Below are 23,497 nucleotides of genomic sequence, written 5' to 3'. Positions count from 1 at the left end.
TGGGTCTTACCGTGAGATGTTCGGTTCTAATCCACTTCAAAAGGGAATTACGCGCGCGCCCCGTGCCCTTCCAGTATCCACGCGACGCCCGCCGAACACGCCAAGTCGTGGTGCGGTTCGTCGCGCTCGCCAGTACCTTGGATGTGGCCGGTCGTGAGCCCGGCTAGCGGGCAGCCGCTTCCAGCGTGCTGACAGCTGCGATCGCCCGCGCACGCCCCTCCGCCACCCGCTGCGCGAACCGGTACGCCACGAGCGAACCGGCCACGGCGAGCAACATCGGCACGAGGCAGTCGTGATTCGCGCGCGTGAATTCGAGCATCAGCACGACGGCCGTGATCGGCATCTGCATCGACGCGGCGAGAAACGCGGTCGCGCCGATCAGCGCGCATCCGCCGAGCGATGCGCCGGGCCATAAGGCGCTCCACAGCCCGCCGAGCACGACGCCGAGCAGCGCGCCGTTCGCGAGGCCCGGCGTCAGCAATCCGCCTTCCGCGCCGGCCCGCAGGCTGCCGGCCTCGATCAGCACCTTCAGCACCAGCAACGCCGCGGCAAGCCCGATCGTCAGCGTGCCGTCGAAACCCAGCGACGCCGGCCCCTTGCCGTTGCCGAGCAGTTGCGGAAACCCGATCGCTAGCAAGCCGATCACCGCGAAGTTGAGCAGCGCGAACACCGGCAGCCGCCAGTCCTTCGGCGCGTTCGCCCGCGCGCGGGTCGTGAGCCGCACGAAACCGTACGCGGCGAAGCCGAACAGCGGCCCGCAGACGACCGACCATGCGACGAGCGGCGTGCTCAGCACGAACGCCGGCACCGTGTACTGATGCTCGTTGCCGAGGCCGATCCACGCGACGATCGCCGCGATCGCGGACGTCACGACCGCCACGATCAGCGCACGCAGCTCGAACGTACCGAGCAGCACCTCCAGCACGAAGATCGCGCCGCCGAGCGGCACGTTGTAGACGGCCGCGAGCCCCGCGCCGGCGCCGCACGCGACCATCAGCCGGCAATCGTCGGGCGTGAGTCCCGCCGCATGGGCGAACCGCCCGGCGAGCAGCGAACCGATCTCGCGCGGCGCGACTTCGCGGCCGAGCGGCGAGCCGAGCGCGACGGTGACGATCTGCAGCAGCGCGTGAACCGTCGTGCTGACGAACGGCATCCGCGGATCGGCCGCGCACACCGCGCGACGGATGCTGACGAGCGGCCGGCCATACCGGTAAAGCGCCCACCAGCCGCCGCCGGCGACGAGTCCGCAGACGGCCAGCACCGCGAGCCGGCGCAGCGGATCGGCCGCGGTCACGCCAGTGAGGAAGCTCTCGGACCCGATCACGTGCGCGATGCTGTAGCCGTACGCGACGTGCTGGATCGCATGCAGCAGCAACGCGAGCAGCATGCCGCCGAGACCCGCGCCGATGCCGGTCAGGACCGTGACGACGGCCATGCGCGCGAACGGGCTGGCGGCCGGCGAAGACGAAGCGGGAGCGGATGGAAGATCGAGGCGCATGGGGTCGGCGAACGAAGATCGAAAGGACGGCGCGCAATACGCGCGCCGTCGTCAGAACCGCATCGTAGGCGCGCGCCCATCATGAGACAAACGTATTTTTTTGATCAACTCATGTATTTTTAGAATACACGACGCACGACAGGTCATAGCGGCCTGTCTTGCCCTGTCAATCCGGATACGTGATGCGCTCCGGCTCGCGCCGCATGATGACCTTGCCGTCGCGCATCGACAGCGTGGCCTTCGCCTGCCGGCGCACGGCTTCGTAGTCGCTGTCCGCGTCGAGCACGACGAGATTCGCCGGACGCCCGACCTCGATGCCGTACCGGTCGCCAAGATGCATCGCCGTCGCGCTGTGGTCGGTCACGAAGTCGAGGCAGCGCTGCAAGTCCTGATAGCCCATCATGTGGCAGATATGAAGGCCCGCATCGAGTACGCGCAGGATGTTGCCGTTGCCGAGCGGATACCACGGATCCTTGATCGAATCCTGCCCGAAGCACACGTTGATCCCGGCGCGATCGAGTTCCGCGACGCGCGTGACGCCGCGCCGCTTCGGAAACGTGTCGAAGCGCCCCTGCAGATGGATGCTCTCGGTCGGGCACGAGATGAAGTTCAACCCGGCCCGCTTCAGCAGCCGGAACAGCTTCGAGCAGTACGCGTTGTCGTACGAACCCATCGCGGTCGTGTGGCTCGCGGTGACGCGCGCACCCATGCCGCGCACGCGCGCTTCCTCCGCGAGCACTTCGAGAAAGCGCGATTGCGGATCGTCGGTCTCGTCGCAGTGCACGTCGACGAGGCAGCCCGTGCGTTCCGCGAGATCCATCAGGAAGCGGATCGAGCTGACGCCCTGCTCCCGCGTGTTCTCGAAATGCGGAATCCCGCCGATGACGTCCGCGCCGAGCTCGATCGCCTGCTCCATCAGCGCGCGGCCGCCGTCGAACGATTCGATGCCTTCCTGCGGGAACGCGACGATCTGCAGGTCGATCAGCCCGCGCGCCTCGTCCTTCACTTCCAGCATCGCCTTCAGCGCGGCGAGCGTCGGATCGGTCACGTCGACGTGCGTGCGCACGTGCTGGATCCCGTGGTCGCGCAGCATGCCGATCGCCGCATGCGCGCGCGCCTTCGTGTCGTCGTGCGTGATCGTCGCCTTGCGCTCGGCCCAGCGCTCGATGCCCTCGAACAGCGTGCCGCTCATGTTCCACGCGGGCTCGCCGGCCGTCAGCACGGCATCGAGGTGGATATGCGGCTCGACGAGCGGCGCAATCGCGAGACGGCCGCCGCCATCGATATGGTCGGGATTCGTCGACGCGATCGGTGCGGCTTGCGCGTCGATGCGCGCGATCGTGCCGGCGTCGATGCCGATCGTGAACAGGCCGTCGCGGCCACGCAGGCGTACGTTGAACAGGTTCATGGGGGAGGCCTCTGGTCGTATGCATGAACACGGCCGCGCGATCTGCGTCGGCGGCCGTGCGGTCCGGACGACCAGTATGGAGGAAAAGCGGCGACGCGCGTACGTGCCGTGCATGTTGCATCGGCACGACAGCCGGGCCGCGCCGGACGGACGCCGCTCGCCGGTCGTCACGCAAGAACCGCCTGCCCGGCGCGCGCCACACGTCGTGTCGGTTTTGTGAACGACTCTTGCCGGATCTGGAACGGTGCGCTCGCGGCCGCCACGCCCTTGCGCACGCCGCGCATTCCTATACTTGCGCCGAACTTTCGTTTCCAGTCCCACACGCAGGAGCTTCACGATGAAAAAAACCCTGATCGCCGGCGCGGGCGCCGCCGCCCTGTTCGCGCCGCTCGCCCACGCGCAAGGCTCGGTCACGCTGTACGGCCTGATCGACGCCGGCATCGCCTATACCAACAACGCAAACGGCGGGTCGCAATGGCGCATGACGACCGGCACGATCAACGGCAGCCGCTTCGGCCTGCGCGGCACCGAGGATCTCGGCGGCGGCCTGAAGGCGCTGTTCGTGCTCGAAAACGGCTTCAACGCGAACAACGGCGGGCTCGGCCAGGACGGCAAGCTGTTCGGCCGTCACGCGTATGTCGGCCTCGGCCAGGCCGGCTACGGCACGCTGACGCTCGGCCGCCAGTACGACACGATGGTCGACTTCGTCGCGCCGCTGTCCGCGACGGCCGGCGATTTCGGCGATACGGGCTTCGCGCATCCGTTCGACAACGACAACCTGAACCACTCGCTGCGCATCAGCAACGCGGTCAAGTACACGAGCGACACGATCGCGGGCTTCAAGGTCGGCGCGCTGTACGCATTCTCCAACTCGGCGAATTTCAGCGCCAACCGCGCGTACAGCGTGGCCGCGAGCTACACGAACGGCCCGCTCAAGCTGGCCGGCGCGTACCTGCAGATGAACGGCACGAAGGGCTCGACGAGCGCGAGCCCGGGCGCGCTCGATTCGGCCGAGGCGAAGAGCCTGAACCAGGGTGGCTGGTCGATCGGCTCGGACCGCATGCGCACCTACGGCGGCGGCGTCGGCTACGTGTTCGGCCCGGCGACCGTCGGCTTCGTCTACACGCGCTCGCAGTACGACAACACGGGCGCGTTCGGCTCCAGCGGCCAGATCGCGTTCAACAACTACGACGTGAACGTGCGCTATGCGGTCACGCCGGCCATCAGCATCGGCGCCGCCTATGTGTACACGGACGCCAGCGTGTCGAATCCCGACAGCAAGCACGGCACCGATCCGAAGTGGCATCAGGCCAACGTGCAGGCCGTGTACAAGCTGTCGCGCCGCACCGACCTGTACGCGGAAGCGATGTTCCAGCATGCGTCCGGCCGCGGCTACCACGCGTTCATCAACACGTCGGGCGGCGCATCGAGCACGGCGAATCAGGTGGTCGGCACGATCGGCATGCGCACGCGGTTCTGACCGGCATCGCGTAACGTCGCCCGCCTGCGCTGCGCCCATGTTCGCTCACGGGCGCGATCGCCGCGGGCCACGCCGTCAATGTTGTTTCTTCTGGAAAGCAGCCCTCCCGGAATCGGGGTGTTTGCGCGTGGCAGCGCTACGTAGACTGACGTCGAAGGTCGCAGCCGCGCGTCACGCGCCGCTGCGGCCACCCACCCCGTATTCAGGAGAACCTCGTGAAATCGCTCGTCGTAACCGCCGCCGCTGCTGTCCTGCTTGCCGCACCGGCCCTGTCGTTCGCCCAGCAGCCGACCTCGCCCGTCACGCGCGCGCAGGTGCTGCAGGAACTGATCGATCTCGAATCGGTCGGCTACAACCCGGCGCGCGGTGAAGTCGGCAACTATCCGGACGACATCCTGGCCGCACAGGAACGACTGCAGGCGAAGCGTGTCGCCGCGAGGAAAGCGGCGCAGGCCGCTTACGGCCCGGCCGGCGAGCCGGCAACCGAATCGGGCGCGGCGGCCAGGCCCGCGCTGTGACGGCGCGCGTCGCTCGCATCGAGCATCCATTGCGAGCAGCGCGTATCCGGTGTTTGCATGAAGCATGCCGCCGCGCGCCGATGCGCGCGCGGCATTCACGCGGCCTGCGGTTCGCGGTCGATCGCGTTCAGCATCTCGACGTCGCGCGCGATCATCCCCGGCACCTGCGCACGCAGCGTCTCGACCCAGGTCCGCACCTTCGCATCGACGAAGCGGCGCGACGGGTACAGCGCATGCACGTTCATCTTCTGCAGGATATGCGTGGGCAGCACACGGACGAGCGTGCCGTCGCGCAATGCGTCGATCGCCGAATACACCGGCAGCATGCCGATCCCGATGCCGTCGCGGATCGCGAGCGCGAGCGATTCGGCGGTATTGGTCTGCACCGGCCCGGTGACGTGGATCTGCTCCACGCCTTCGGGCCCTTCGAGCACCCATTCGTGCGTCGGGAACGCCGGCGTACACAGCGTCAGGCACGCGTGCGCGGCGAGATCCCGCGGGCGGGCCGGCGCGCCGTGCCGTTTCACGTACTCGGGCGATGCGCACAGAATGCTGAACGTCGAGCCAAGCAGGTGCGACACGAGCTCCGAGTCGGGCAGCGACGAAGCGGTGACGACGGCCATGTCGCTCGTGCCGTCGAACAGGTCGGGCATGCGCTGCGACAGCGACAGCTCGATCGAGACGTCCGGGAACTGCGCGTGATAGCGCGTCAGCGCGGGCAATACGTAGTGATGGCCGACGCTCGCGAAGCTGTGCATGCGCAGCACGCCGGCCGGGCGCTCGTGCGCGCAGCTCGCCTCTTCTTCCGCGCGGTCCACGTCGGCGAGGATCTGGCGGCAGCGCCGCAGATAGTTTTCACCGGCCGACGTGAGCGCGAGACGGCGCGTCGAACGATTCATCAAGCGGGTGCGCAGGCGCGCCTCGAGCTCCGATACCGCGCGCGACATCGCGCCCGTCGTCGAATTCAGCGATTGCGCGGCCGCGGTGAAGCTGCCCGTCTCGACGACGCGCGAAAACACCCGCATGTTTTGTAGGGTATCCATTCCTGTGAGCAACCTGTAGCGGAGCCGTCATTTTCCTCCACCGGATGCGACAGATTGTTACTCCGGCTGCAACTATCGTTTCCCCGCAACTGCGTTAATGCGCGGGCGCCGCACTCCTACAATCGGCGCCTCACCCGTCGAACGGACCCGTTCGGGCGTACCGCGGCACCTTGCGCGGTCGGCCCTGGGCCCTCTTTTCATGAAGCCACAACCTGCGATCGAGCGACCTTCCATCGAACCGGCACGATGGAGAGCATGGCTCGATCCACTCGGCAACGCGGCGCGCGACTGGGCCGCGACCGACGGGCTGATCTGGCTGCACCTCGCGAAAACCGTGCTCGCGGCGCTGCTGGCGATGGGCATCGCAATGCGTCTGGAGATGTCGCAGCCGCGCACCGCGATGACCACCGTGTTCGTGCTGATGCAGCCGCTGTCGGGGATGGTGTTCGCGAAGAGCTTCTACCGCGTGCTCGGCACGGCGGCCGGCCTCGTCGGCGCGCTCGCGCTCGGCGGGCTGTTCGCGCAGCAGCCCGAGCTGTACATGGCCGGCATCACGCTGTGGATCGGCGGCTGCATCGCACTCGCGGTGCGCAACCGCCACTTCCGCTGGTACGGTTTCGTGCTCGCCGGCTACACGGCCGCGCTGATCGGCCTGCCGGCCGTGATGACGCCGCAGACGCTGTTCCAGTCGGCGCTCACGCGCGCCGCGGAAGTCGCGCTCGGTATCGCGTGCTCGGGCGCGGTCAGCGCGCTGATCCTGCCGTTGAGTTCCGCGAAGGCGCTGATGCGTTCGTTGAGCGCGCGCCACGCGACGTTCGCGGCATTCACGGCCGGCGCACTGGCGGGCGACGTCGCACGCGGCGATTTCGAACGGCGCTTCGCCGACTTCGTCGACGACATCGTCGGCTTCGAAGCGAACCGCGCGTTCGCGTCGTTCGAGGATCCGCACATTCGCGCGCGCAGCCGCCGGCTCGCGCGGCTGAACAGCGAGTTCATGAACGCATGCACGCGGCTGCATGCGCTGCACCAGCTCGTCAAGCGCCTGCGCGCGAATCGCTCGGACGCGGTGCTCGAAGCGCTGGCGCCGCACGTCGACGCGCTCGCGCTGCGCTTCGCCGCGTTGCGCGACGAACGCCAGCGCGGCATCGCACCGGCCACCGGCGCGCTGCTCGACCTGCGCCGCTTCCATGGCGCGCTGCCGAAGGCCGCGCGCGCGTCGCGCCGGGCGCTCGAAGACCACGCGGCCGGCGGCCTGCTCGACTTCGATACCGCGATCGAGCTGCTGTACCGGTTCATCGGCGAATATCTCGGCTACGTCGACACCTACGCGTCGCTCGACCAGGACGATCACGCGTTCGAGCGCTCGGTCACGCATTACGCGGTCAAAACCAATTCGTTCTTCGTCGGTTTCGCGTTCCTGCGCACGGTGATCGCCGTCGGTGCGATGAGCGCGTTCTGGATCGCGTCCGAATGGCCGAGCGGCTCGCTCGCGGTGATCGCCACCGCGATCGCGTGCGCACTCAGCTCGACCTCGCCGCGCGCGCCGAAGTTCGTCGCGCAGATGGGCGTCGGCGCGGCGTTCGCGACCGCGGTCGGCTATGTGTTCCTGTGCTACGTCTATCCGAACATCGACGGCTTCCCGCTGCTGTGCGCGGTGCTGGCTCCCGTGCTGGGCCTGGGCGCGTTTCTCGCGATGCGGCCGGGCCTGTCCGGCTACGGGATCGGCTTCGCGGTGTTCTTCTGCCTGCTCGCGGGCCCCGACAACACGATCGCGTATACGCCGGAAGTGCTGATCAACAACGGGCTGGCGGTCGTCGTCGCGATGCTCGCATGCTCGCTCGTGTTCGCCGTCGTGTTCCCCACCCACATGCCCTGGCTCACCGGCCGGATCGCGCACGACCTGCGCCGCCAGGTGACGCTTGCGTGCGAAGGCGCGCCGAACGGCCTCGAGCAGCGCTTCCAGTCGAGCACGCACGACCTGATGGCGCAATTGCGTACGCTGCTCGTGCGCCGCACGCGGCAGCATCGCGATGCACTGCGCTGGATGCTGTCGACGCTCGAGGTCGGCCACGCCGTGATCGACCTGCGCGACGAGGTGCACGCGTTCCGCGCGTCGAAACCGCCGCAGACGCTACGCTGGACCGGTTCGATCGATGCGGTGCTGCTCGAACTGCCGCGCTTCTTCGACGATCCGACGCCCGCCCGCCATGCGCGCACGCTGAAATCCGTGAATCTCGCGATCCGCGCGGCGCAGCACGCGCTGCAGGCGTGGTACGCGGTGCCCGACGCGCGCCGCAACATGCAGCGAATCGTCGGCTGCCTGCACTTCATGCGCAGCGCGCTGCTCGACAAGGACGCGCCGTTCAACCGGCACCGCCATTGAAGATGGATGTGCGCGCAACGGGATCGTTGTTCCGGATGGAAATAAGCTCTACGGCCCCGGCGATTAATCTTTAAGCAGTGCGAGCCTATAGTTTCCTCACTGCCAGCGAGACTGGCACTCACCCAGGAGAAACAAAATGAAGCCGCTGCACCTCGCCCTCGTTGCCCTGTCGCTCACCGCTGCCGTCGCTCACGCGCAGCCGGCGCCGGCAGACGCCGCACCGCAACAGGCGAACCGCGCCGAGGCGATCCAGGCCGCCGGTCGCGTCGATCGTGCGCAATCGAAGCAGGAGGACCCGAACGCGTGCGTCGGCCCCGTCAGCTTCTGCAACATCTACTTCGGCAGTTGAGCATGACGCCGCGTCGTCACGGCCAGGCCCGCATCGCCCGCACCGTATGCATGACATGCGCGGGCGGACGGCGGCCCGGCCGATCGCGGTCCGGCCGGTCGCCACACCGCCGTCCCGCCCCACGCCGCTTCGATTGAAGGGGCGCTTGCCGTCTCACGCGCCACGCCCCGGCCGCCAGCCCACTTCGCGCAACGCATCCAGCAAGCGCGCCGGCCCGATCCCTTCGACCCGCGCCCCGCGCGACTCGACGTCGCCGCCCGCGACCAGCGCATTCACGATCGCCTCCTCCACCGCTTCGGCCGCCGCGACGAACAGCGCGGAAATATGGTCGTTGTTGACCATCCGCACGTCGGTGGTCGCCGCGCCCTTGCGGCCGTAGTTCGCCGCGGGCAAGCCGTCGTTGCCCGTTGCGAACGCGAGGAAGATATCGCCGCTCGAATCCTCGGTGCCACCGCCGACGCGGGCGAGCCCGACGCCCGCGCGCTGCGCGAGACGCGTGCATTGATGCGGCAGCAACGGTGCATCGGTCGCGATCGTGACGACGATCGAGCCCATGCCGGCCTCGCCTTTCGCGCCTGCTTCGCGAAACGGCGAATGCGCGTGCCGCAGCACTTCGCCGACCGGGTAACCGGCCACGCGCAGCATCTCGCGCACGCCGTAGTTCGCCTGCACGAGCGCGCCGACGGTCCAGCCGCCCGCATCGCTCGCCAGCACGCGCGACGCGGTGCCGATGCCGCCCTTGAACTCGTGGCAGATCATGCCCGTGCCGCCGCCCACGCCGCCTTCGGCGACCGGCCCCGACTGCGCGGCGGCCAGCGCCTGCAAGACGTGTGCGGCATTCACGTGCTGCCCCCAGATGTCGTTCAGCAGGCCGTCGTAGGTCTCCATCACGACCGGCATGCACCAGTACACGCGCCCGGCCGCCGCTTCGCGCTCATTCGCGACGAGCGCGTCGCGCACCGCGCCGACGCTGTGCGTGTTCGTATAGGCGATCGGCGTCGTCAGCAGGCCGGCTTCGCGGATCCATTCGAGCCCGGTCGCGTCGCCGTTGCCGTTCAGCACGTGCACGCCCGCGAAGCACGGCGAATCGTGCGCGGCGCCCGCGCGCGGCTCGATGACGGTGACGCCGGTGCGGATCGACGCGTCGCCGTTCTCGACGTTCAGCGTGCAGTGTCCGACCCGCACGCCCGGTACGTCCGTGATCGCGTTGAAGCGGCCGGGCGTGCCGAGGCCGATGCGGATGCCGAGATCCCTCGTGCGCATGATGCGATTCCTCCAGTCTTTCAATCTTTCAATGGTTCGATGTTTCGGTGCTGCAAGATGTCGATCCGGTGCTCAGAGCGCGCGGAATGCTTCGCTGTGACGCGCCCAGGCCACGTACATCGCGAGCGCCGCGACCAGCAGCCCCGCGATGATGATCAGGTCGGTCGGCTTCGTCGCCGTCGCGAGCGTCGTGTAGAGCGTATACGCGGCGCCCGCCACCGCGACGAGCGGCGTCACGGGCCACAGCGGCATCCGGTAGTGATGCTCGACGTCGCGGCGCACGAACCGGCTCGCGAGCGCGGCCAGCCCGACGACGAGGTAGATCAGCAGCAGCAGGTCGACGGTGAACGCGGTCAGCTCGTCGAGGCTCGACACGAACACGAGCCCGGCCGACGGAATGGCCAGCGCGATCGTCGCGAGCCACGGCGATTCGAGGCGCGGATGGATCGTCGAGAACGCGCGGTTGCAGGTGCGCGACCAGAGCGCATGCCGGCCGCTGCTGTACAGCAGGCGGCCCATCGTGATCACGATCGCGATGATCGCGTTGAACACCGACAGGAAGATCCCGCCGCTGACCACGCGCGACACGGCCGGATTGCTCAGCGAGCGCACGACATAGCCGATCGGGTCGGCGCTCTTCGTCAGTTCCGTCAGCGACGGCGCGCCGAGCACGATGGCGGTGAGCGGAACCAGTTCGACGACGAGGATCACGAGCAGCGAATAGATCACCGCCTTCGCGACGTTGCGGTTGCCGCCGCGCAGGTCTTCCGCGAGATAGGCGGCCGAGCCGAAGCCGTTGTAGCAGAAGATCGCGGTGCCGATCGCGGGCACGATGGCCGCGAGCGTGGCCGGCGCGAGCGCATTGCCGCTCGCGACGACCGGTGCGATCAATACGTCGGCGCCGCGCTGCGGCGAGCCGAAACCGAGGCCCGCGATCAACATCAGCACGCCGATTTCGACGACCAGGAACGCGCCGGTGATCCACGCATTCGTCTTGATGTTCAGCATGCCGAGCAGATAGCTGAGCAGCACGATCGTCAGCGCGACGGACTTCTTGCCGAAGTGCGTACCGAGCGCGTTGTTCAGGTACGGCGCGGCGCCGCTCGCGAGCACCGCCGGGATGAACACGCTGACGGACAGCACCGTGATGAAGGTCAGGTAGCCGGGCAGCGTGCCGAACACGCGTTTGGCCATCACGTATTCGCCGCCCGCGCTGCGGTGCGCGGCGCTGAGTTCCGCATAGCAGAGCGCGAAAGCGAGCGCGAGCACGCCGCCGAGCACGAACGACAGCACGGCGCCGCTGCCGGCCTGCTGGATCGCGAACGGCGCGATCACGAAGATCGAGCTGGCCGGCGTCACGCCCGATACGGTGATCATCACTGCGTCGCGCACGCTGAGCGTCTGCGACAGCGCGCGCGGCGCGTCTTCCGTTGCAGAGGCCGCTTGCAGCGTGCCCGTGGATTCCGACATCATCGCCATTTCGTTCTCCAATGTTCCTGTGCCGCGTTTTTTTGAACACCCATACTCGGGCCCGATTGATTGCGTGGCAGTCTAGGAAGCCAATTTCAGGACCGCTATTCCCCCTTCGTGTTACGCCCTTCCGGTGGTGGTATGGATCGTCTCTTTTCCGAAATCGCGATGCACCAGGCGCTCGGCCGCGCAATCGATCATCTCGGCCAGCCGCGCTTCTGGCGGTTCCTCGTGCTGCTGCTCAACGAAATGGCGCCGTTCGACAACGCGCTCGCGACCGCGGTCGGCCGCGACGGCGTGCCGCTCGTGCTCGACGAATACGACACGGGCGGCACCGATACCGCGTCGCCGGTGCCGCTTTACCTGAATGGGTTATATCTGCTCGATCCGTTCCTGCAGGCCGCGCACGACGGGCTCGCCGACGGCTGCTACCGGCTCGAGGAAGTCGCGCCGGACCTGTTTCGGCAGAGCGAGTATTTCCTGAGCTATTTCCGCGACGCGGTCGGCGACGACGAGATCCAGATTCTGGTGCGGCCGAATGCCGATACGCTGCTGTCGCTGTCGCTCGGTGCATCGGCGCGCTTCGACGTCGAGCCGCTCGGCAAGCTGACGGCCGCGATGCCGTGGGTGCTCGCGGTCATCCGGCAGCACTGGCGGCTGGTGGGCGACGCCACGCGCACGACGCCCGATGCCGATCTCGGCGCGCGCGTCGAGCAGGCGCTCGCACGCTTCGGCGCGGGCGTGCTGACCGACCGAGAGATGTCGATCGCACGCATGGTGCTGCGCGGCAATTCGTCGAAGGCGATCGCCGAGCGGCTCGCGATTTCACCCGAAACGGTGAAGGTGCATCGGCGGCACGTGTACGCGAAGCTCGGGATTTCGTCGCAGCCCGAGCTGTTTTCGCGCTTCATTCAGGCGCTGGGGGACGATGCGGCCGGATGAGTGCGTCGGCCGGCACGCGCGAGCCGGGCTCGGGGACGGACGCCGAATACCGACGCATGACGACGATCGTCGCGCCGTTGCGCGCGCCCTACGTGCCGCCGATATGCCCCCCGATCTTCTCGCAGCGTCGCCAAAAACCGCCTATCGTGAAGAAGGCGCCCGTTTGCCGCCATTCGCCCCGGGTCGCTCGCTCGCGCGGGCGGGTGGCGACGGCGCCGTGCTCCGGCACCATTCATCGCGATTCCGGCGCACGCTCGCCCGTGCGCGATCGCGGCCGCTCACCGGACTATCAGGAGGCACTCATGAAAGCCGCGCTGCTCGTCAGCTCCGCCCTGCTCGCCATTGCGTCAGCTTCGGCCACGGCCCAGGGTTCCATCACGAAGGAAGAAAACGGCGCACTCGTCGCCGCGAACGGGATGACCGTCTACACGTTCGACAAGGACAAGCCCAACGCCGGCACCAGCGCCTGTACCGGCCCATGCGAAACCCTGTGGCCGCCGTACAAGGCCAGCGCGACCGACGTACCGGTCGGGCCCTACACGATCGTCAAGCGCGACGACGGCAGCCCGCAATGGGCGTACAAGGGCAAGCCGCTGTACTTCTTCTCGAAGGACATGAAACAGGGCGAGCGCAACGGCGACAACTTCAAGAACGTGTGGCACGTGGTCGCGCCGTAAGCACGTAAAAAGCCCGCCGCCGATCGGCGATCGGGGCGGGCCCTGGCAGTTCCGCAGGTCGCACCGGCTGGATGCAGCCGGTGCGCGCGTCAGCTCAGCGGTTCGACGGGAAGCTGAACACCGTTCCTTCGCGCACGCCGGCCGACGGCCAGCGCTGCGTGATCGTCTTGCGCTTCGTGTAGAACCGCACGGCATCCGGGCCGTACGCGTGCAGATCGCCGAACAGCGAACGCTTCCAGCCGCCGAACGAGTGATACGCGACCGGCACCGGCAACGGCACGTTGATGCCGACCATCCCGATCTGGATGTTGTCGCTGAAGTAGCGTGCCGCTTCGCCGTCGCGCGTGAACAGGCACGTGCCGTTGCCGTACTCGTGCGCATCGATCAGCGCCATCGCCTCGTCGAGCGACTTGAGGCGGATCACGCCGAGCACGGGCCCGAAGATCTCGTGCTGATAGATCGGCATGCCGGGCTTCACGTTGTCGAACAGGCACGGGCCGAGGTAGTAGCCGCCGTCATGGCCGTCGACCTTCACGCCGCGACCGTCGACGACGAGCGTCGCGCCCGCCGCCACACCCGCCTCGACGAAACCGGTGACCTTCTCGAAATGCTGCTGCGTGACGAGCGGGCCCATGTCGACGCCCGCGCCGTTGCCAGGGCCGACCTTCATCTTCTCGATCTCGGCCTTCAGCCCCGCGACGACCTGGTCCCCCGTTTCGTCGCCGATCGCGACGACGAGCGGAATCGCCATGCAGCGCTCGCCGCACGAGCCGTACGCGGCGCCCATCAGCGCGTTCACCGCGTTGGGGATATCGGCATCCGGCATCACGACCGCGAAGTTCTTCGCGCCGCCGAGCGCCTGCACGCGCTTGCCGTGCGCGCACCCGGTCGCGTAGATATATTCGGCGATCGGCGTCGAGCCGACGAAGCTCACCGCCTTCACGCGCGGATCGGTCAGGATCGTATCGACCGCTTCCTTGTCGCCGTTCACGATGTTCAGCACGCCCGGCGGCAGGCCGGCTTCGAGCGCGAGCTCGGCCATGCGCAGCGTCGACGACGGCGTGCGCTCGGACGGCTTCAGCACGAACGTGTTGCCGCACGCGACGGCCATCGGCCACATCCACAGCGGCACCATCACCGGGAAGTTGAACGGCGTGATGCCGGCCGCGACGCCGAGCGCCTGGAACTCGCTCCACGAATCGATCGCGGGGCCGACGTTCTTGCTGTGCTCGCCCTTCAGCAGCTCGGGCACGTAGCTCGCGTACTCGACGTTCTCGATCCCGCGCTGCAGTTCGCCCATCGCATCGGCGAGCACCTTGCCGTGCTCGGCCGTGATCAGCGCGCACAGTTCTTCCGCGTGCTCCTCGAGCAGCGTCTTGAAGCGGCCCATCACGCGGGCGCGCTTCAGCGGCGGCGTGTTGCGCCAGGCCGGAAACGCGGCCTGCGCGGACGCGATCGCGGCTTCGACGGTCAGCTTGTCGGCGAGCGCGACGCTCTTGTGCGATTCGCCGGTGGCCGGGTCGAACACCGGCTGGACGCGGCTGCCGCCGTCGACACGCTTGCCGTCGATCAGGTGGCCGACGGTGGAGGTCACATTGCTGTCGTGTTTCATGGTTCGGGCTCTATCGTGAATTCGGTTGTCGCTGCGGGCGAGCCGTGGCTCAGTCGACTTCGTTCAGTGCATCGGACAGCGCGTTGACCAGGTTGTCGATCTCGCGCTTCTCGGCGATGAACGGCGGCGCGAGCTGGATCGTGTCGCCGCCGTAGCGCACGTAGAAGCCCTTCGCCCAGCAGCGCATCGCGATTTCGTACGGGCGCCGTGCCGGCTCGCCCGGCAGCGCGGCGATCGTCAGGCCGGCCGCCAGCCCGTAGTTGCGGATGTCCGCGATGTGGCGCTGGCCCTTCAGCCCGTGCACGGCCGCCTCGAAATGCGGCGCGAGATCGCGCACGCGGGCCACCGCGTCTTCCTTCACCAGCAGGTCGAGCGCCGCGACGCCGGCCGCGCAGGCGACCGGGTGCGCCGAATACGTGTAGCCGTGCGGGAACTCGAGCATGTACTCGGGGCCGCCCGCGGCCATGAACGTGTCGTAGATCTCCTTCGTCGCGATCACGCCGCCGAGCGGCTGCGTGCCGTTCGTCACCTGCTTCGCGAAGTTCATGATGTCCGGCACCACGCCGAATGCGTCGGCGCCCGTCATCGCGCCGGCCCGGCCGAAGCCCGTGATCACCTCGTCGAAGATCAGCAGGATGTCGTGCGCGGTACAGATGTCGCGCAGGCGCTTCAGATAGCCCTTCGGCGGCACGACCACGCCCGCCGAACCGGAGAACGGCTCGACGATCACGGCCGCGATGTTCGATGCGTCGTGCAGCGCGATCAGCTCGAGCAGGCGGTCTGCCAGCTCGGCGCCGTGCTCCGGCATGCCGCGCGAGAACTTGTTCTCGGCCAGTTGCGTATGCGGCAGGAAATCGGCGTCGAGGCCCTGGCCGAACAGCTTGCGGTTTGGCCCGATCCCGCCGACCGAGATGCCGCCGAAGTTCACGCCGTGGTAACCCTTCTCGCGGCCGATCAGGCGCGTCTTCGTGCCCTTGCCTTTCGCGCGCCAGTACGCGCGGGCCAGCTTCAGCGACGTGTCGGCCGCTTCCGAGCCCGAGCCCGTGAAGAACACGTAGTCGAGGCCGGCCGGCGTGAGTTCCTTGATCTTGTTGGCGAGCTCGAACGATTTCGGATGGCCGAACTGGAAGGCCGGCGCGTAGTCGAGCTGCGCGACCTGGCGGCTCACGGCCTCGACGATTTCCGTGCGGCCGTGACCGAGGCCCGTGCACCAGAGGCCCGACAGGCCGTCGAAGATCTTGCGGCCTTCAGCGTCGGTGTAATACGCGCCCTTGCCCGACACGATCAGGCGCGGATCGGCCTTGAACTGGCGGTTGGCCGTGAACGGCATCCAGTGCGCATCGAGCCACGCGGCGTCGGTGCGGAGGTTGATTTCGTCGTGCTGGGCGGTGGTGATGTCGGTCATGTCGGTCGGCGCGGCGCGCCCCTCCTCCTGGTAATGATGTTGCACATTGTCGGGACGCCAATTAGTCTTTTGAATATCGCAATATCAATGTTCACTTGCTCATCGATGCAAGCAAAGAAACCGAAGAGCCGCGCGCTGCTCGGGCAGCTCAGCGACATGGACCTGCGCCTGCTGCGGGTCTTCAAGGGCGTCGTGCAGTGCGGCGGGATGGCGGCGGCCGAGCTGGAACTGAATATCGGCATCTCGACGATCAGCCGGCACGTGAAGGATCTGGAAACCCGGCTCGGCCTCGTGCTGTGCCGGCGCGGCCGCGCGGGCTTCACGCTGACGCCCGAGGGGCAGACGGTGTACGAGGAAACGCTGCGACTGCTCGCGTCGATGGAAGCATTTCGCAGCAGGATCGACGGTATTCACGACAAGATGGGCGGAGAACTGCACATCGCAGTGTTCGACAAGACGGCCACCAATCCGCATGCGCGCCTGGGCGACGCGATCCGCCAATTCGCGGACGAAGCGCCCGACGTCGCGCTGAACCTGCACGTCGCGTCGATCAACGAGGTCGAGCGCGGGATCATCGACGGCAGCTATCAGGTCGGGATCATTCCGGCGCACCGCAACTCGGGCAGCCTCGTGTATTCGTCGCTGTTCGACGAACGGATGCTGCTCTATTGCGGCCGCCAGCATCCGCTGTTCGACGCGCCGCACGGCAAGCTCACGTGGACGACGATCCGCGATCACGCATTCGCCGGGCTCGGTTTCCATTCGCCGAACATGGAACTGAGCCATCGCGCGAAGCTCACCCGCAGCGCGACCGCGTCGGACCAGGAATCGATCGCGACGCTGATCCTGTCCGGCCGCTATCTCGGCTTCCTGCCCGATCACTACGCGGAGAGTTTTGAAAACAAGGGGCTGATGCAGCCGGTCGCGCCGCACCGGTTCAATTACCGGTGCCGGTTCGTGAGCCTGCTGCGGCGCTCGCCGCGGCCGTCGCGGGCCGCGCTGCTGTTCCAGTCGTGCCTCGAAGCCGCGCATGCGGCGGTGCGGCCGGCGGCGTAGCGGCTTCCGGCTCGGTCAGGCCCCGTCGCCGCCCGGGCCCGGCCGCGTCCGCCTGCGCGCGACGAAATGCGTCGCGACGCTCTGCGATAATGCCAACCTCTTTCCGTTTCCACGCCGCCTTCCGCCATGACGCAGCCGTCCGCCCCGCTCTCCACCGATCTGCCGCCGATCTCGTGCCTGCCCGGCGACGCGCTGCCGTGGTTGCCGATGAGCGCCGACCTGCCGGGGCTCGCGATCAAGTACCTGCACATCAATGCGGCCGAGGACACGCTTACCGCGCTGCTGAAGATGCCGGCCGGCGGCACGCTGCCGCGCCACCGCCACGACGGCGAGGTGTTCGTCCATACGCTGCAGGGTGCGTGGCGCTACCGCGAATACGACTGGGTCGCGCACGCCGGTTCGACGGTGCTCGAACCGGCCGGCTCGGTGCATACGCCGGAAACGCTCGGCGCACCCGGTGAGGATGTGATCACGCTGAACGTGATGCGCGGCGACCTCGTGCTGCTCGACGACGACGGCCGCGAAACGGCGCGCGAGAACTGCCGCGTCGCGCTGCTGCGCCAGCGCAAGCATGCGCGGACGGCGCCGGATGCGGCCTCGGCGTTCGTGACGCGGTAAGTACATGACAAGACAGGCGACGTCGGCGCCGCGCGATCCGCGCGGCGGTGCCGCGGCCGATCGCCCGAATGGCCGCCGGCACGCTTCGCCGGCCACCCCGCTCGTTACCGAAATCGCCGGAAAAACCGCCGAATATCGTCGGCCAGCAGATCCGGCTCCTCCATCGCGGCGAAATGGCCGCCGCTCGGCATGTCGGTCCACTGCGCGACGTCGAACACACGTTCGAGCCAACTGCGCGGCGGGCGGCTGATCTCCTTCGGAAAACGCGCGAACGCGACCGGCGCCGCCACGCGTTGCCCGGCCGCAAACCGCATCGGCTGCAGCCGGTTTTCCCAATACATCTGCATGGAAGAGCCGATGCAGCCCGTGAACCAGTACAGCGATATGCCCGTCAGCAGCGTGTCGTGCGAAAAACGCCGCGCGACGTCGCCGTCGCAATCGCTCCATGCACAGAATTTCTCGGCGATCCACGCGGCCAGCCCGAGCGGCGAATCGTTGAGCGCGACGGCCAGCGTCCGCGGCTTCGTCATGTGGACGTGCGCGTACCCGCCTTCGAGCGCCGCCCACTCGCCGCGCTGCGTCAGGAACGCCTGCTCGTCGTCGGTCAGCGGCCGCGCCGCGTCGATCGGCGGTTCGTAGTTGCCGGGCAGGTAGTTCAGATGGATGCCGTCGACCACGCCCTCATGCCGCGCGCCGAGCGCGACCGACACGCCCGCGCCCAGGTCGCCGCCCTGCGCGCCGAACCGTGGGTAGCCGAGGCCGGCCATCAATTCCGCCCAGCAGTCGGCGACCTGGAGCGCCGACGTGCCGGGCGCCGCCGGTGCGGGAGAAAACAGGAAGCCGGGTAGCGACGGCGCGACGATGTCGAATGCGTCGTCCGGATCGCCGCCGAACGCAGCCGGATCGCACAGGCGGTCGATCAGCGCGTGGAATTCGAATGCGGAACCGGGCCAGCCGTGCGTGACGACGAGCGGATAGGGTTTCGGCCCCGTGCCGCGCCGATGCACGAAATGCACGCGCCGGCCGCCGACGTCCGCGACGAACTGCGGCAGCCGGTTCAGCACACGTTCCGCCGCGCGCCAATCGAAGCCGTCGGCCCAGTACGCGGCCAGTTCGCGCAGCCACGTGCCGTCGACGCCCTGCTGCCAGGGCTCGGCCGGTGTGAGGTTCGGTGGGCGGCTGTCGCGCACGCGCCGACGCAGGTCGTCAAGGGCTTGATCGGGTATCGCAATATCGAACGGCTCGGCGCGCATCGTGTCTCCTCGCGAAACATGTCGACGCGATTCTGCGCGCTTTTTCGGACCCGCGCTGGCGGCGGCCGCGTGCGTCACCCGGTTTCCCGTTCGTCCGCGCGCGCGTCGCGCCGCAACGCCTGCGGCGGCACGCCGAACCCGCGCACGAACGCGTCGCGCATGTGCCGGCGGTCGCGAAAACCGTTCTCCTTCGCGATCACGTCGAGCGGATGGCGGCTTTGCTCGATCATCAGCCGCGCCGATTCGAGCCGCAGCCGCTCGATCGCCTTCGCGGGCGACTGACCGGTTTCCAGCGTAAACACGCGGCTGAACTGGCGCGGGCTCAGGTGCACGGCCTCTGCCAGCTCCTCGACCGTCAGTGCGCGGCCGAGATGCTGCCGCGCATAGTTCAGCGCGTTCTGGATCCGGTCGGATTTCGGCGCAAGCTCGAGCATTTCCGAATGCTGCGACTGGCCGCCGGCCCGGCGCTGATGCATCACCAGCTTGTGCGCGACCGAGCGCGCGGCGTCGGCGCCGAGATCCTTTTCCACCATCGCGAGCGCGAGATCGAGGCCGGCCGTCATCCCGGCCGACGTCCAGATCGGGCCGTCGACGATGAAGATCCGGTCGTCCTCGACGCGGATCTCCGGATAGTGCCGCTGCATGTCGCGGCCGAACGCCCAGTGCGTGGTCGCGCGGCGCTGCGCGAGCAGCCCGGCCTCGGCCAGCACGAACGCGCCCGTGCAGATGCCGGCGATCCGCCGTGCATGCGCATGCGCGCGGCGCAGGTAGGCGACGACGCCGGCCGGCGCCGGCGCGGCGAGCGGATCGTTGACGCCCGCGACGATCCACGTATCGACGCCGAGCCGCCCGCGCAGCGCGCGCGTGGCGACCGGCAGCCCGAGCGACGAGCGCACGTCGCCGCCGTCGACCGAATAGTTGTCCATCGCGTAGAACGGCGCGTCCATCCCCATGTTCGCGTACTCGAACACCGACTGCGCGGCGAGCGCCATGATCTGGAAGCCGTCGCTGATCAGAAAGCCGATTCGGTGCATCTGCGTTCTCCGGTTTCGTGCCGATTGGCCCGATGTCCGAAATCATACCCATCTACGTCATTTATGTCGCGGCGCGTCGAGGCCAGAATGCGTTCACGCCATCCGGCCACCCTCATCGAAACGGAGCACATCATGACGCAAGCACATCGCGGTACCGCCCTCATCACCGGCGCGTCGTCGGGCATCGGCGCCGTGTACGCGGACCGCCTCGCGCGCCGCGGCTACGACCTGATCCTGGTCGCGCGCAACCGCGACCGGCTGAACGCCCTCGCCGAGCGCATCACGAACGACACGCGGCGCAGCGTCGAGATCGTCGACGCGGACCTCAACGACCGCGCGGCGCTCGCCGCCGTCGAAGCGAAGCTGAAACAGGACGCGAGCATCACGCTGCTCGTGAACAACGCGGGCGTCGGCACGCATGCGCCGCTGCTCGACAGCGACGTCGACGCGATGACGCGGATGATCGACCTGAACGTGACCGCGCTCACTCGGCTGACCTATGCGGCCGTGCCCGGCTTCGTCGCACGCGGCCGCGGCGCGGTGATCAACATTTCGTCGATCGTCGCGATCTCGCCGGAAACGCTGAACGGCGTGTACGGCGGCAGCAAGGCGTTCGTGCTCGCGTTCAGCCAGTCGCTGCATCACGAACTCGCCGACAAGGGCGTGCAGGTGCAGGCCGTGCTGCCCGGCGCGACGGCCACGGATTTCTGGCAGACGGGCGGCCTGCCGCTCGAGCATCTGCCGAAGGAAATTGTGATGAGCGCACAGGACATGGTCGATGCCGCATTGGTCGGGTTCGATCGAGGCGAACTCGTGACGATCCCGTCGCTGCACGCGGGCGACGAATGGGAGGCGTACGAGGCCGCGCGCCGCACGATGGCGCCGCACCTGTCGGCCGATACGCCCGCGCCGCGTTACACCGCGGCGCGCTAGTTGCCGGCGGGGCCCGCGCCGCGCGGGGCGGCGCGCACGCCGAGCATCAGCGCCACGCCGCTCGCGACCAGCAGCGCGGCGAGCAGGTACACGGCGAGATCCATGCTGCCCGTGCGCGTGCGGATCATCCCGATCACCCACGGGCTGACGATGCCGCTCGTGATCCCGATGCTGCTGATCAGCGCGATCCCGGCCGCGGCCGCGTTGCCGGACAGGTAGCGGGTCGGCACGGCCCAGAAGATCGGCAGCGCGGCGAAGATCAGCGTCGCCGCGATCGACAGGCACGCGAGCATCGCAGCGAAGCTGTGCAGATGCAGCGTCAGCGCCGCGAGCGCGAGGCCGCCGCCGATCGTGCAGCACGCGAAGTGCTTGCGGCGCTCGCCGGTGCGGTCCGAGCGGCGCGCGATCAGCACCAGCCCCACCGCGCCCACCCCATTCGGCACGACCGTGTAGAGGCTCACGGCGACGACGTCGGTCACGCCGAAGTCGCGGATCATCAGCGGCATCCAGAAGTTGAGCGTCAGCGACGCGCAGGTCAGCGAGAAATAGATGAACGCGAACAGGTACACGCGCGGGTTCGCGAGCGCGGCCATCACGCTGCGCCCGTCGTGCGCGCCGCCGGGTGCTTGGCCTTCTGCGCACAGCGCGGCGACGCGCGCCTTTTCGTCGGCCGTCAGCCACGTGGCGTCCCGCGGCCGGTCGACGAGCAACGTGAACGCGGCGAACGCGAGCAGGATCGCCGGCGCGCCTTCGATCGCGAACATCCACTGCCAGCCGTGCAGCCCGAGCACGCCGCTCATGTCGCGCATGATCCAGCCGGACAACAGCCCGCCGAGCACGCCGGCCACCGCGACGCCCGCGAAGAACACCGAGATCGCCGCCGCCCGCCGGTTCGCGGGAAACCAGTAGGTCAGGTACAGCACGATGCCGGGGAAGAAGCCGGCCTCGAACACGCCGAGCAGGAAGCGCAGCACGTAGAAATGCGACGGCTGCGACACGAACATCATCCCGGTCGACGCGAGGCCCCACAGCAGCATGATCCGCGTGAACGTGCGGCGCGCGCCGAACCGCGCGAGCAGCATGTTGCTCGGCACTTCGCAGAACACGTAGCCGACGTAGAACACCGCGGCGCCGAGGCCGTACATCGCATCGCTGAAGCCGAGATCGTGCTTCATCTGCAACTGCGCGAAGCCGATGTTGATGCGGTCGAGAAACGACACGACGTAGCAGAGGAACAGGAACGGAACGATCCGCCACGCGATCTTGCGGAACAGCAGCGCGTCGCTGATTGCGGAGTTGGATACGGAAGCCGAAGCGCTCGCGTGCGCGAGCGTCGCTTCGGCGGGAAGCGATTGGGGCATGTCTCTCTCCAAACGGGCCGCGCGATGTCGAGCGCGCGGCAGTCTCCGAGGGCGTGCGTGCGCCCTGCTTTCTTGTGAGACCGGATACGGCCGCCGGCTCCGCGGCGCGATGCCGCCGCGAATGCCGCAACCGTCAGGGAAACGGCGGCGCGGTCATCTGAACACCGCGCCGCCGCCTTGAGCCATTCACTCCTGGAGCGCGGCCCACATTTCCTTGTCGCGCTGCGCGGTCCAGATGCGCGGATGCGCGATGCCGCTCGCTTCGTCGAACGCGCGCGACACGTCGAACGGCAGACAGTGTTCGTAGATGAACACGTGGCCGAACTTCGGGTCCATCGCCTCGCGCGTGAGCGCCATCGCCGCCTTCAGGTCGAGATTGCGCTCGACGGCCTTGCGGCCCTGCGCGAGCAGCGTCGTGACGAAATCCTTCGTGTAGTCGAGGCCCTTGTTCACTTCGGCCGGATTCAGCAGCGCGGGGCCGCGGCCCGGGACGAGTTTCTCGGCGCCGAGCGCGCGCAGCGCCTCGAGCGTGGCCGGCCACTGTTCGAGCTGCGCGTCGCCGCAATAGCACGCGGCGTCGTATTCGACGAGGTCGCCGGAGAACAGCACCTTCTGCGACGGCAGCCACACGATCGTGTCGCCCTTCGTGTGGCCCGAGCCGACGTGCATGATCTTCACTTCGAGCTTGCCGAGAAACAGCGTGATCTCGCGCTCGAACACGAGCGTCGGCCACGTCAGCCCCGGCACCGTCTCGACGCCGGCGAACAGGCGCGGGAAGCGCTCGATCTCCGACTTCATGTCGGCCTCGCCGCGCTCGACGATCATCTCGTACGTGCCGCGGCTCGCGATCACGTGCTGCGCGCCTTCGGCGAAATACGCGGACGCGCCGAGCACGCGCACCGCGTGGTAATGCGACAGCACCACGTGCTTGATCGGCTTGTCGGTCACGCTGCGGATCCTCGCGATCAGGTCCTGCGCCATCGCGGGCGTCGCGGTCGTGTCGACGATCAGCACGCTGTCGTCGCCGATGATCACGCCGGAGTTCGGATCGCCTTCGGCTGTGTACGCGTACGCGTTCTCGGACAGCTGCGTCCAGGTGACTTTCTTCTCTTCCAGATCGGCTTGGGAGGCGAATGCTTTGGCCATTGTGCGTTCCGTGGCTGCGAGCCATGTGTTGAGGGGAATGAGCGGATC

Annotated in this window: 20 protein-coding genes; 9 read left to right on the top strand and 11 right to left on the bottom strand. The window is 68.1% G+C overall.

What is annotated here, in order from left to right; genetic code table 11:
* Positions 1 to 163: 163 nt before the first annotated feature.
* A complete protein-coding gene (locus CFB35_RS22105; protein WP_059574460.1) occupies positions 164 to 1,498 on the bottom strand; it encodes a chloride channel protein in 1,335 nt (444 codons plus the stop codon).
* Positions 1,499 to 1,664: 166 nt separating this feature from the next.
* Positions 1,665 to 2,906, bottom strand: a complete 1,242-nt coding sequence (gene codA, locus CFB35_RS22100; RefSeq protein ID WP_059574462.1) for a cytosine deaminase — start codon at positions 2,904 to 2,906, stop codon at positions 1,665 to 1,667.
* A gap of 337 nt (positions 2,907 to 3,243) precedes the next feature.
* Between codA and CFB35_RS22090 the strand changes: the two genes are divergently transcribed.
* Both CFB35_RS22090 and CFB35_RS22085 read left to right on the top strand, forming a co-directional pair.
* Positions 3,244 to 4,386: a porin gene (locus CFB35_RS22090; RefSeq protein ID WP_089465579.1), complete on the top strand. Its 1,143-nt coding sequence runs from the start codon at positions 3,244 to 3,246 to the stop codon at positions 4,384 to 4,386.
* A gap of 215 nt (positions 4,387 to 4,601) precedes the next feature.
* Complete coding sequence (locus tag CFB35_RS22085; RefSeq protein WP_089465578.1) at positions 4,602 to 4,904, top strand: DUF4148 domain-containing protein; 303 nt, start codon at positions 4,602 to 4,604, stop codon at positions 4,902 to 4,904.
* 95 nt (positions 4,905 to 4,999) lie between these two features.
* Here CFB35_RS22085 and CFB35_RS22080 read toward each other — a convergent pair whose 3' ends face one another.
* Positions 5,000 to 5,947, bottom strand: coding sequence for a LysR family transcriptional regulator (locus tag CFB35_RS22080; RefSeq protein ID WP_089465577.1), 948 nt, complete (start codon positions 5,945 to 5,947; stop codon positions 5,000 to 5,002).
* Positions 5,948 to 6,146: 199 nt separating this feature from the next.
* Here CFB35_RS22080 and CFB35_RS22075 point away from each other — a divergent pair, with 199 nt between their 5' ends.
* Positions 6,147 to 8,330 (top strand): FUSC family protein, encoded by a 2,184-nt coding sequence (locus CFB35_RS22075; RefSeq protein ID WP_089465576.1) that lies wholly within the window; start codon positions 6,147 to 6,149, stop codon positions 8,328 to 8,330.
* A 136-nt stretch (positions 8,331 to 8,466) separates the two neighbouring features.
* Positions 8,467 to 8,679, top strand: a complete 213-nt coding sequence (locus tag CFB35_RS22070; RefSeq protein ID WP_012338215.1) for a hypothetical protein — start codon at positions 8,467 to 8,469, stop codon at positions 8,677 to 8,679.
* 153 nt (positions 8,680 to 8,832) lie between these two features.
* On the opposite strand, the gene CFB35_RS22065 is transcribed toward CFB35_RS22070, so the two are convergent.
* Positions 8,833 to 9,942 (bottom strand): P1 family peptidase, encoded by a 1,110-nt coding sequence (locus CFB35_RS22065; RefSeq protein ID WP_089465575.1) that lies wholly within the window; start codon positions 9,940 to 9,942, stop codon positions 8,833 to 8,835.
* Between the two features lie 72 nt (positions 9,943 to 10,014).
* Positions 10,015 to 11,421 carry an APC family permease gene (locus CFB35_RS22060; protein ID WP_089465574.1) on the bottom strand — a complete coding sequence of 469 codons (1,407 nt, stop codon included), beginning with the start codon at positions 11,419 to 11,421 and terminating at the stop codon, positions 10,015 to 10,017.
* Between the two features lie 132 nt (positions 11,422 to 11,553).
* On the opposite strand from CFB35_RS22060, the gene CFB35_RS22055 reads away from it, so the two are divergent.
* Entirely contained in the window at positions 11,554 to 12,354 is an 801-nt protein-coding gene (locus CFB35_RS22055) for a LuxR C-terminal-related transcriptional regulator (protein WP_089465573.1), read from the top strand.
* A 302-nt stretch (positions 12,355 to 12,656) separates the two neighbouring features.
* Positions 12,657 to 13,031 carry a hypothetical protein gene (locus tag CFB35_RS22050; RefSeq protein ID WP_027782957.1) on the top strand — a complete coding sequence of 125 codons (375 nt, stop codon included), beginning with the start codon at positions 12,657 to 12,659 and terminating at the stop codon, positions 13,029 to 13,031.
* 94 nt (positions 13,032 to 13,125) lie between these two features.
* Here the strand turns inward: CFB35_RS22050 and CFB35_RS22045 are convergent, their stop codons facing one another.
* Together CFB35_RS22045 and CFB35_RS22040 are read right to left on the bottom strand one after the other, a co-directional pair.
* The gene (locus tag CFB35_RS22045; protein ID WP_089465572.1) at positions 13,126 to 14,643 is read right to left on the bottom strand and encodes a CoA-acylating methylmalonate-semialdehyde dehydrogenase; all 1,518 of its coding nucleotides are present in this window, start codon (positions 14,641 to 14,643) and stop codon (positions 13,126 to 13,128) included.
* 49 nt (positions 14,644 to 14,692) lie between these two features.
* The gene (locus tag CFB35_RS22040) at positions 14,693 to 16,048 is read right to left on the bottom strand and encodes an aspartate aminotransferase family protein (RefSeq protein WP_089465787.1); all 1,356 of its coding nucleotides are present in this window, start codon (positions 16,046 to 16,048) and stop codon (positions 14,693 to 14,695) included.
* Positions 16,049 to 16,153: 105 nt separating this feature from the next.
* On the opposite strand from CFB35_RS22040, the gene CFB35_RS22035 reads away from it, so the two are divergent.
* Together CFB35_RS22035 and CFB35_RS22030 are read left to right on the top strand one after the other, a co-directional pair.
* Complete coding sequence (locus CFB35_RS22035) at positions 16,154 to 17,104, top strand: LysR family transcriptional regulator (RefSeq protein ID WP_179231775.1); 951 nt, start codon at positions 16,154 to 16,156, stop codon at positions 17,102 to 17,104.
* A 126-nt stretch (positions 17,105 to 17,230) separates the two neighbouring features.
* A complete protein-coding gene (locus CFB35_RS22030; protein ID WP_089465570.1) occupies positions 17,231 to 17,722 on the top strand; it encodes a 2,4'-dihydroxyacetophenone dioxygenase family protein in 492 nt (163 codons plus the stop codon).
* A gap of 104 nt (positions 17,723 to 17,826) precedes the next feature.
* Here CFB35_RS22030 and CFB35_RS22025 read toward each other — a convergent pair whose 3' ends face one another.
* Both CFB35_RS22025 and CFB35_RS22020 read right to left on the bottom strand, forming a co-directional pair.
* Complete coding sequence (locus CFB35_RS22025) at positions 17,827 to 18,975, bottom strand: epoxide hydrolase family protein (protein WP_089465569.1); 1,149 nt, start codon at positions 18,973 to 18,975, stop codon at positions 17,827 to 17,829.
* A gap of 74 nt (positions 18,976 to 19,049) precedes the next feature.
* Positions 19,050 to 20,009: a GlxA family transcriptional regulator gene (locus CFB35_RS22020; RefSeq protein WP_089465568.1), complete on the bottom strand. Its 960-nt coding sequence runs from the start codon at positions 20,007 to 20,009 to the stop codon at positions 19,050 to 19,052.
* Between the two features lie 132 nt (positions 20,010 to 20,141).
* Here CFB35_RS22020 and CFB35_RS22015 point away from each other — a divergent pair, with 132 nt between their 5' ends.
* A complete protein-coding gene (locus tag CFB35_RS22015) occupies positions 20,142 to 20,942 on the top strand; it encodes an SDR family oxidoreductase (RefSeq protein WP_089465786.1) in 801 nt (266 codons plus the stop codon).
* On the opposite strand, the gene CFB35_RS22010 is transcribed toward CFB35_RS22015, so the two are convergent.
* Both CFB35_RS22010 and CFB35_RS22005 read right to left on the bottom strand, forming a co-directional pair.
* The gene (locus tag CFB35_RS22010) at positions 20,939 to 22,303 is read right to left on the bottom strand and encodes an MFS transporter (RefSeq protein WP_089465567.1); all 1,365 of its coding nucleotides are present in this window, start codon (positions 22,301 to 22,303) and stop codon (positions 20,939 to 20,941) included. The genes CFB35_RS22015 and CFB35_RS22010 overlap by 4 nt on opposite strands.
* Positions 22,304 to 22,489: 186 nt before the next feature.
* Complete coding sequence (locus CFB35_RS22005) at positions 22,490 to 23,449, bottom strand: MBL fold metallo-hydrolase (RefSeq protein WP_089465566.1); 960 nt, start codon at positions 23,447 to 23,449, stop codon at positions 22,490 to 22,492.
* Between the last annotated feature and the right edge of the window lie 48 nt (positions 23,450 to 23,497).

It is taken from the genome of Burkholderia sp. AU16482 (assembly GCF_002223285.1).
GTDB lineage: Bacteria > Pseudomonadota > Gammaproteobacteria > Burkholderiales > Burkholderiaceae > Burkholderia > Burkholderia semiarida.
This window is presented reverse-complemented; position numbering and strand designations above follow the sequence as displayed.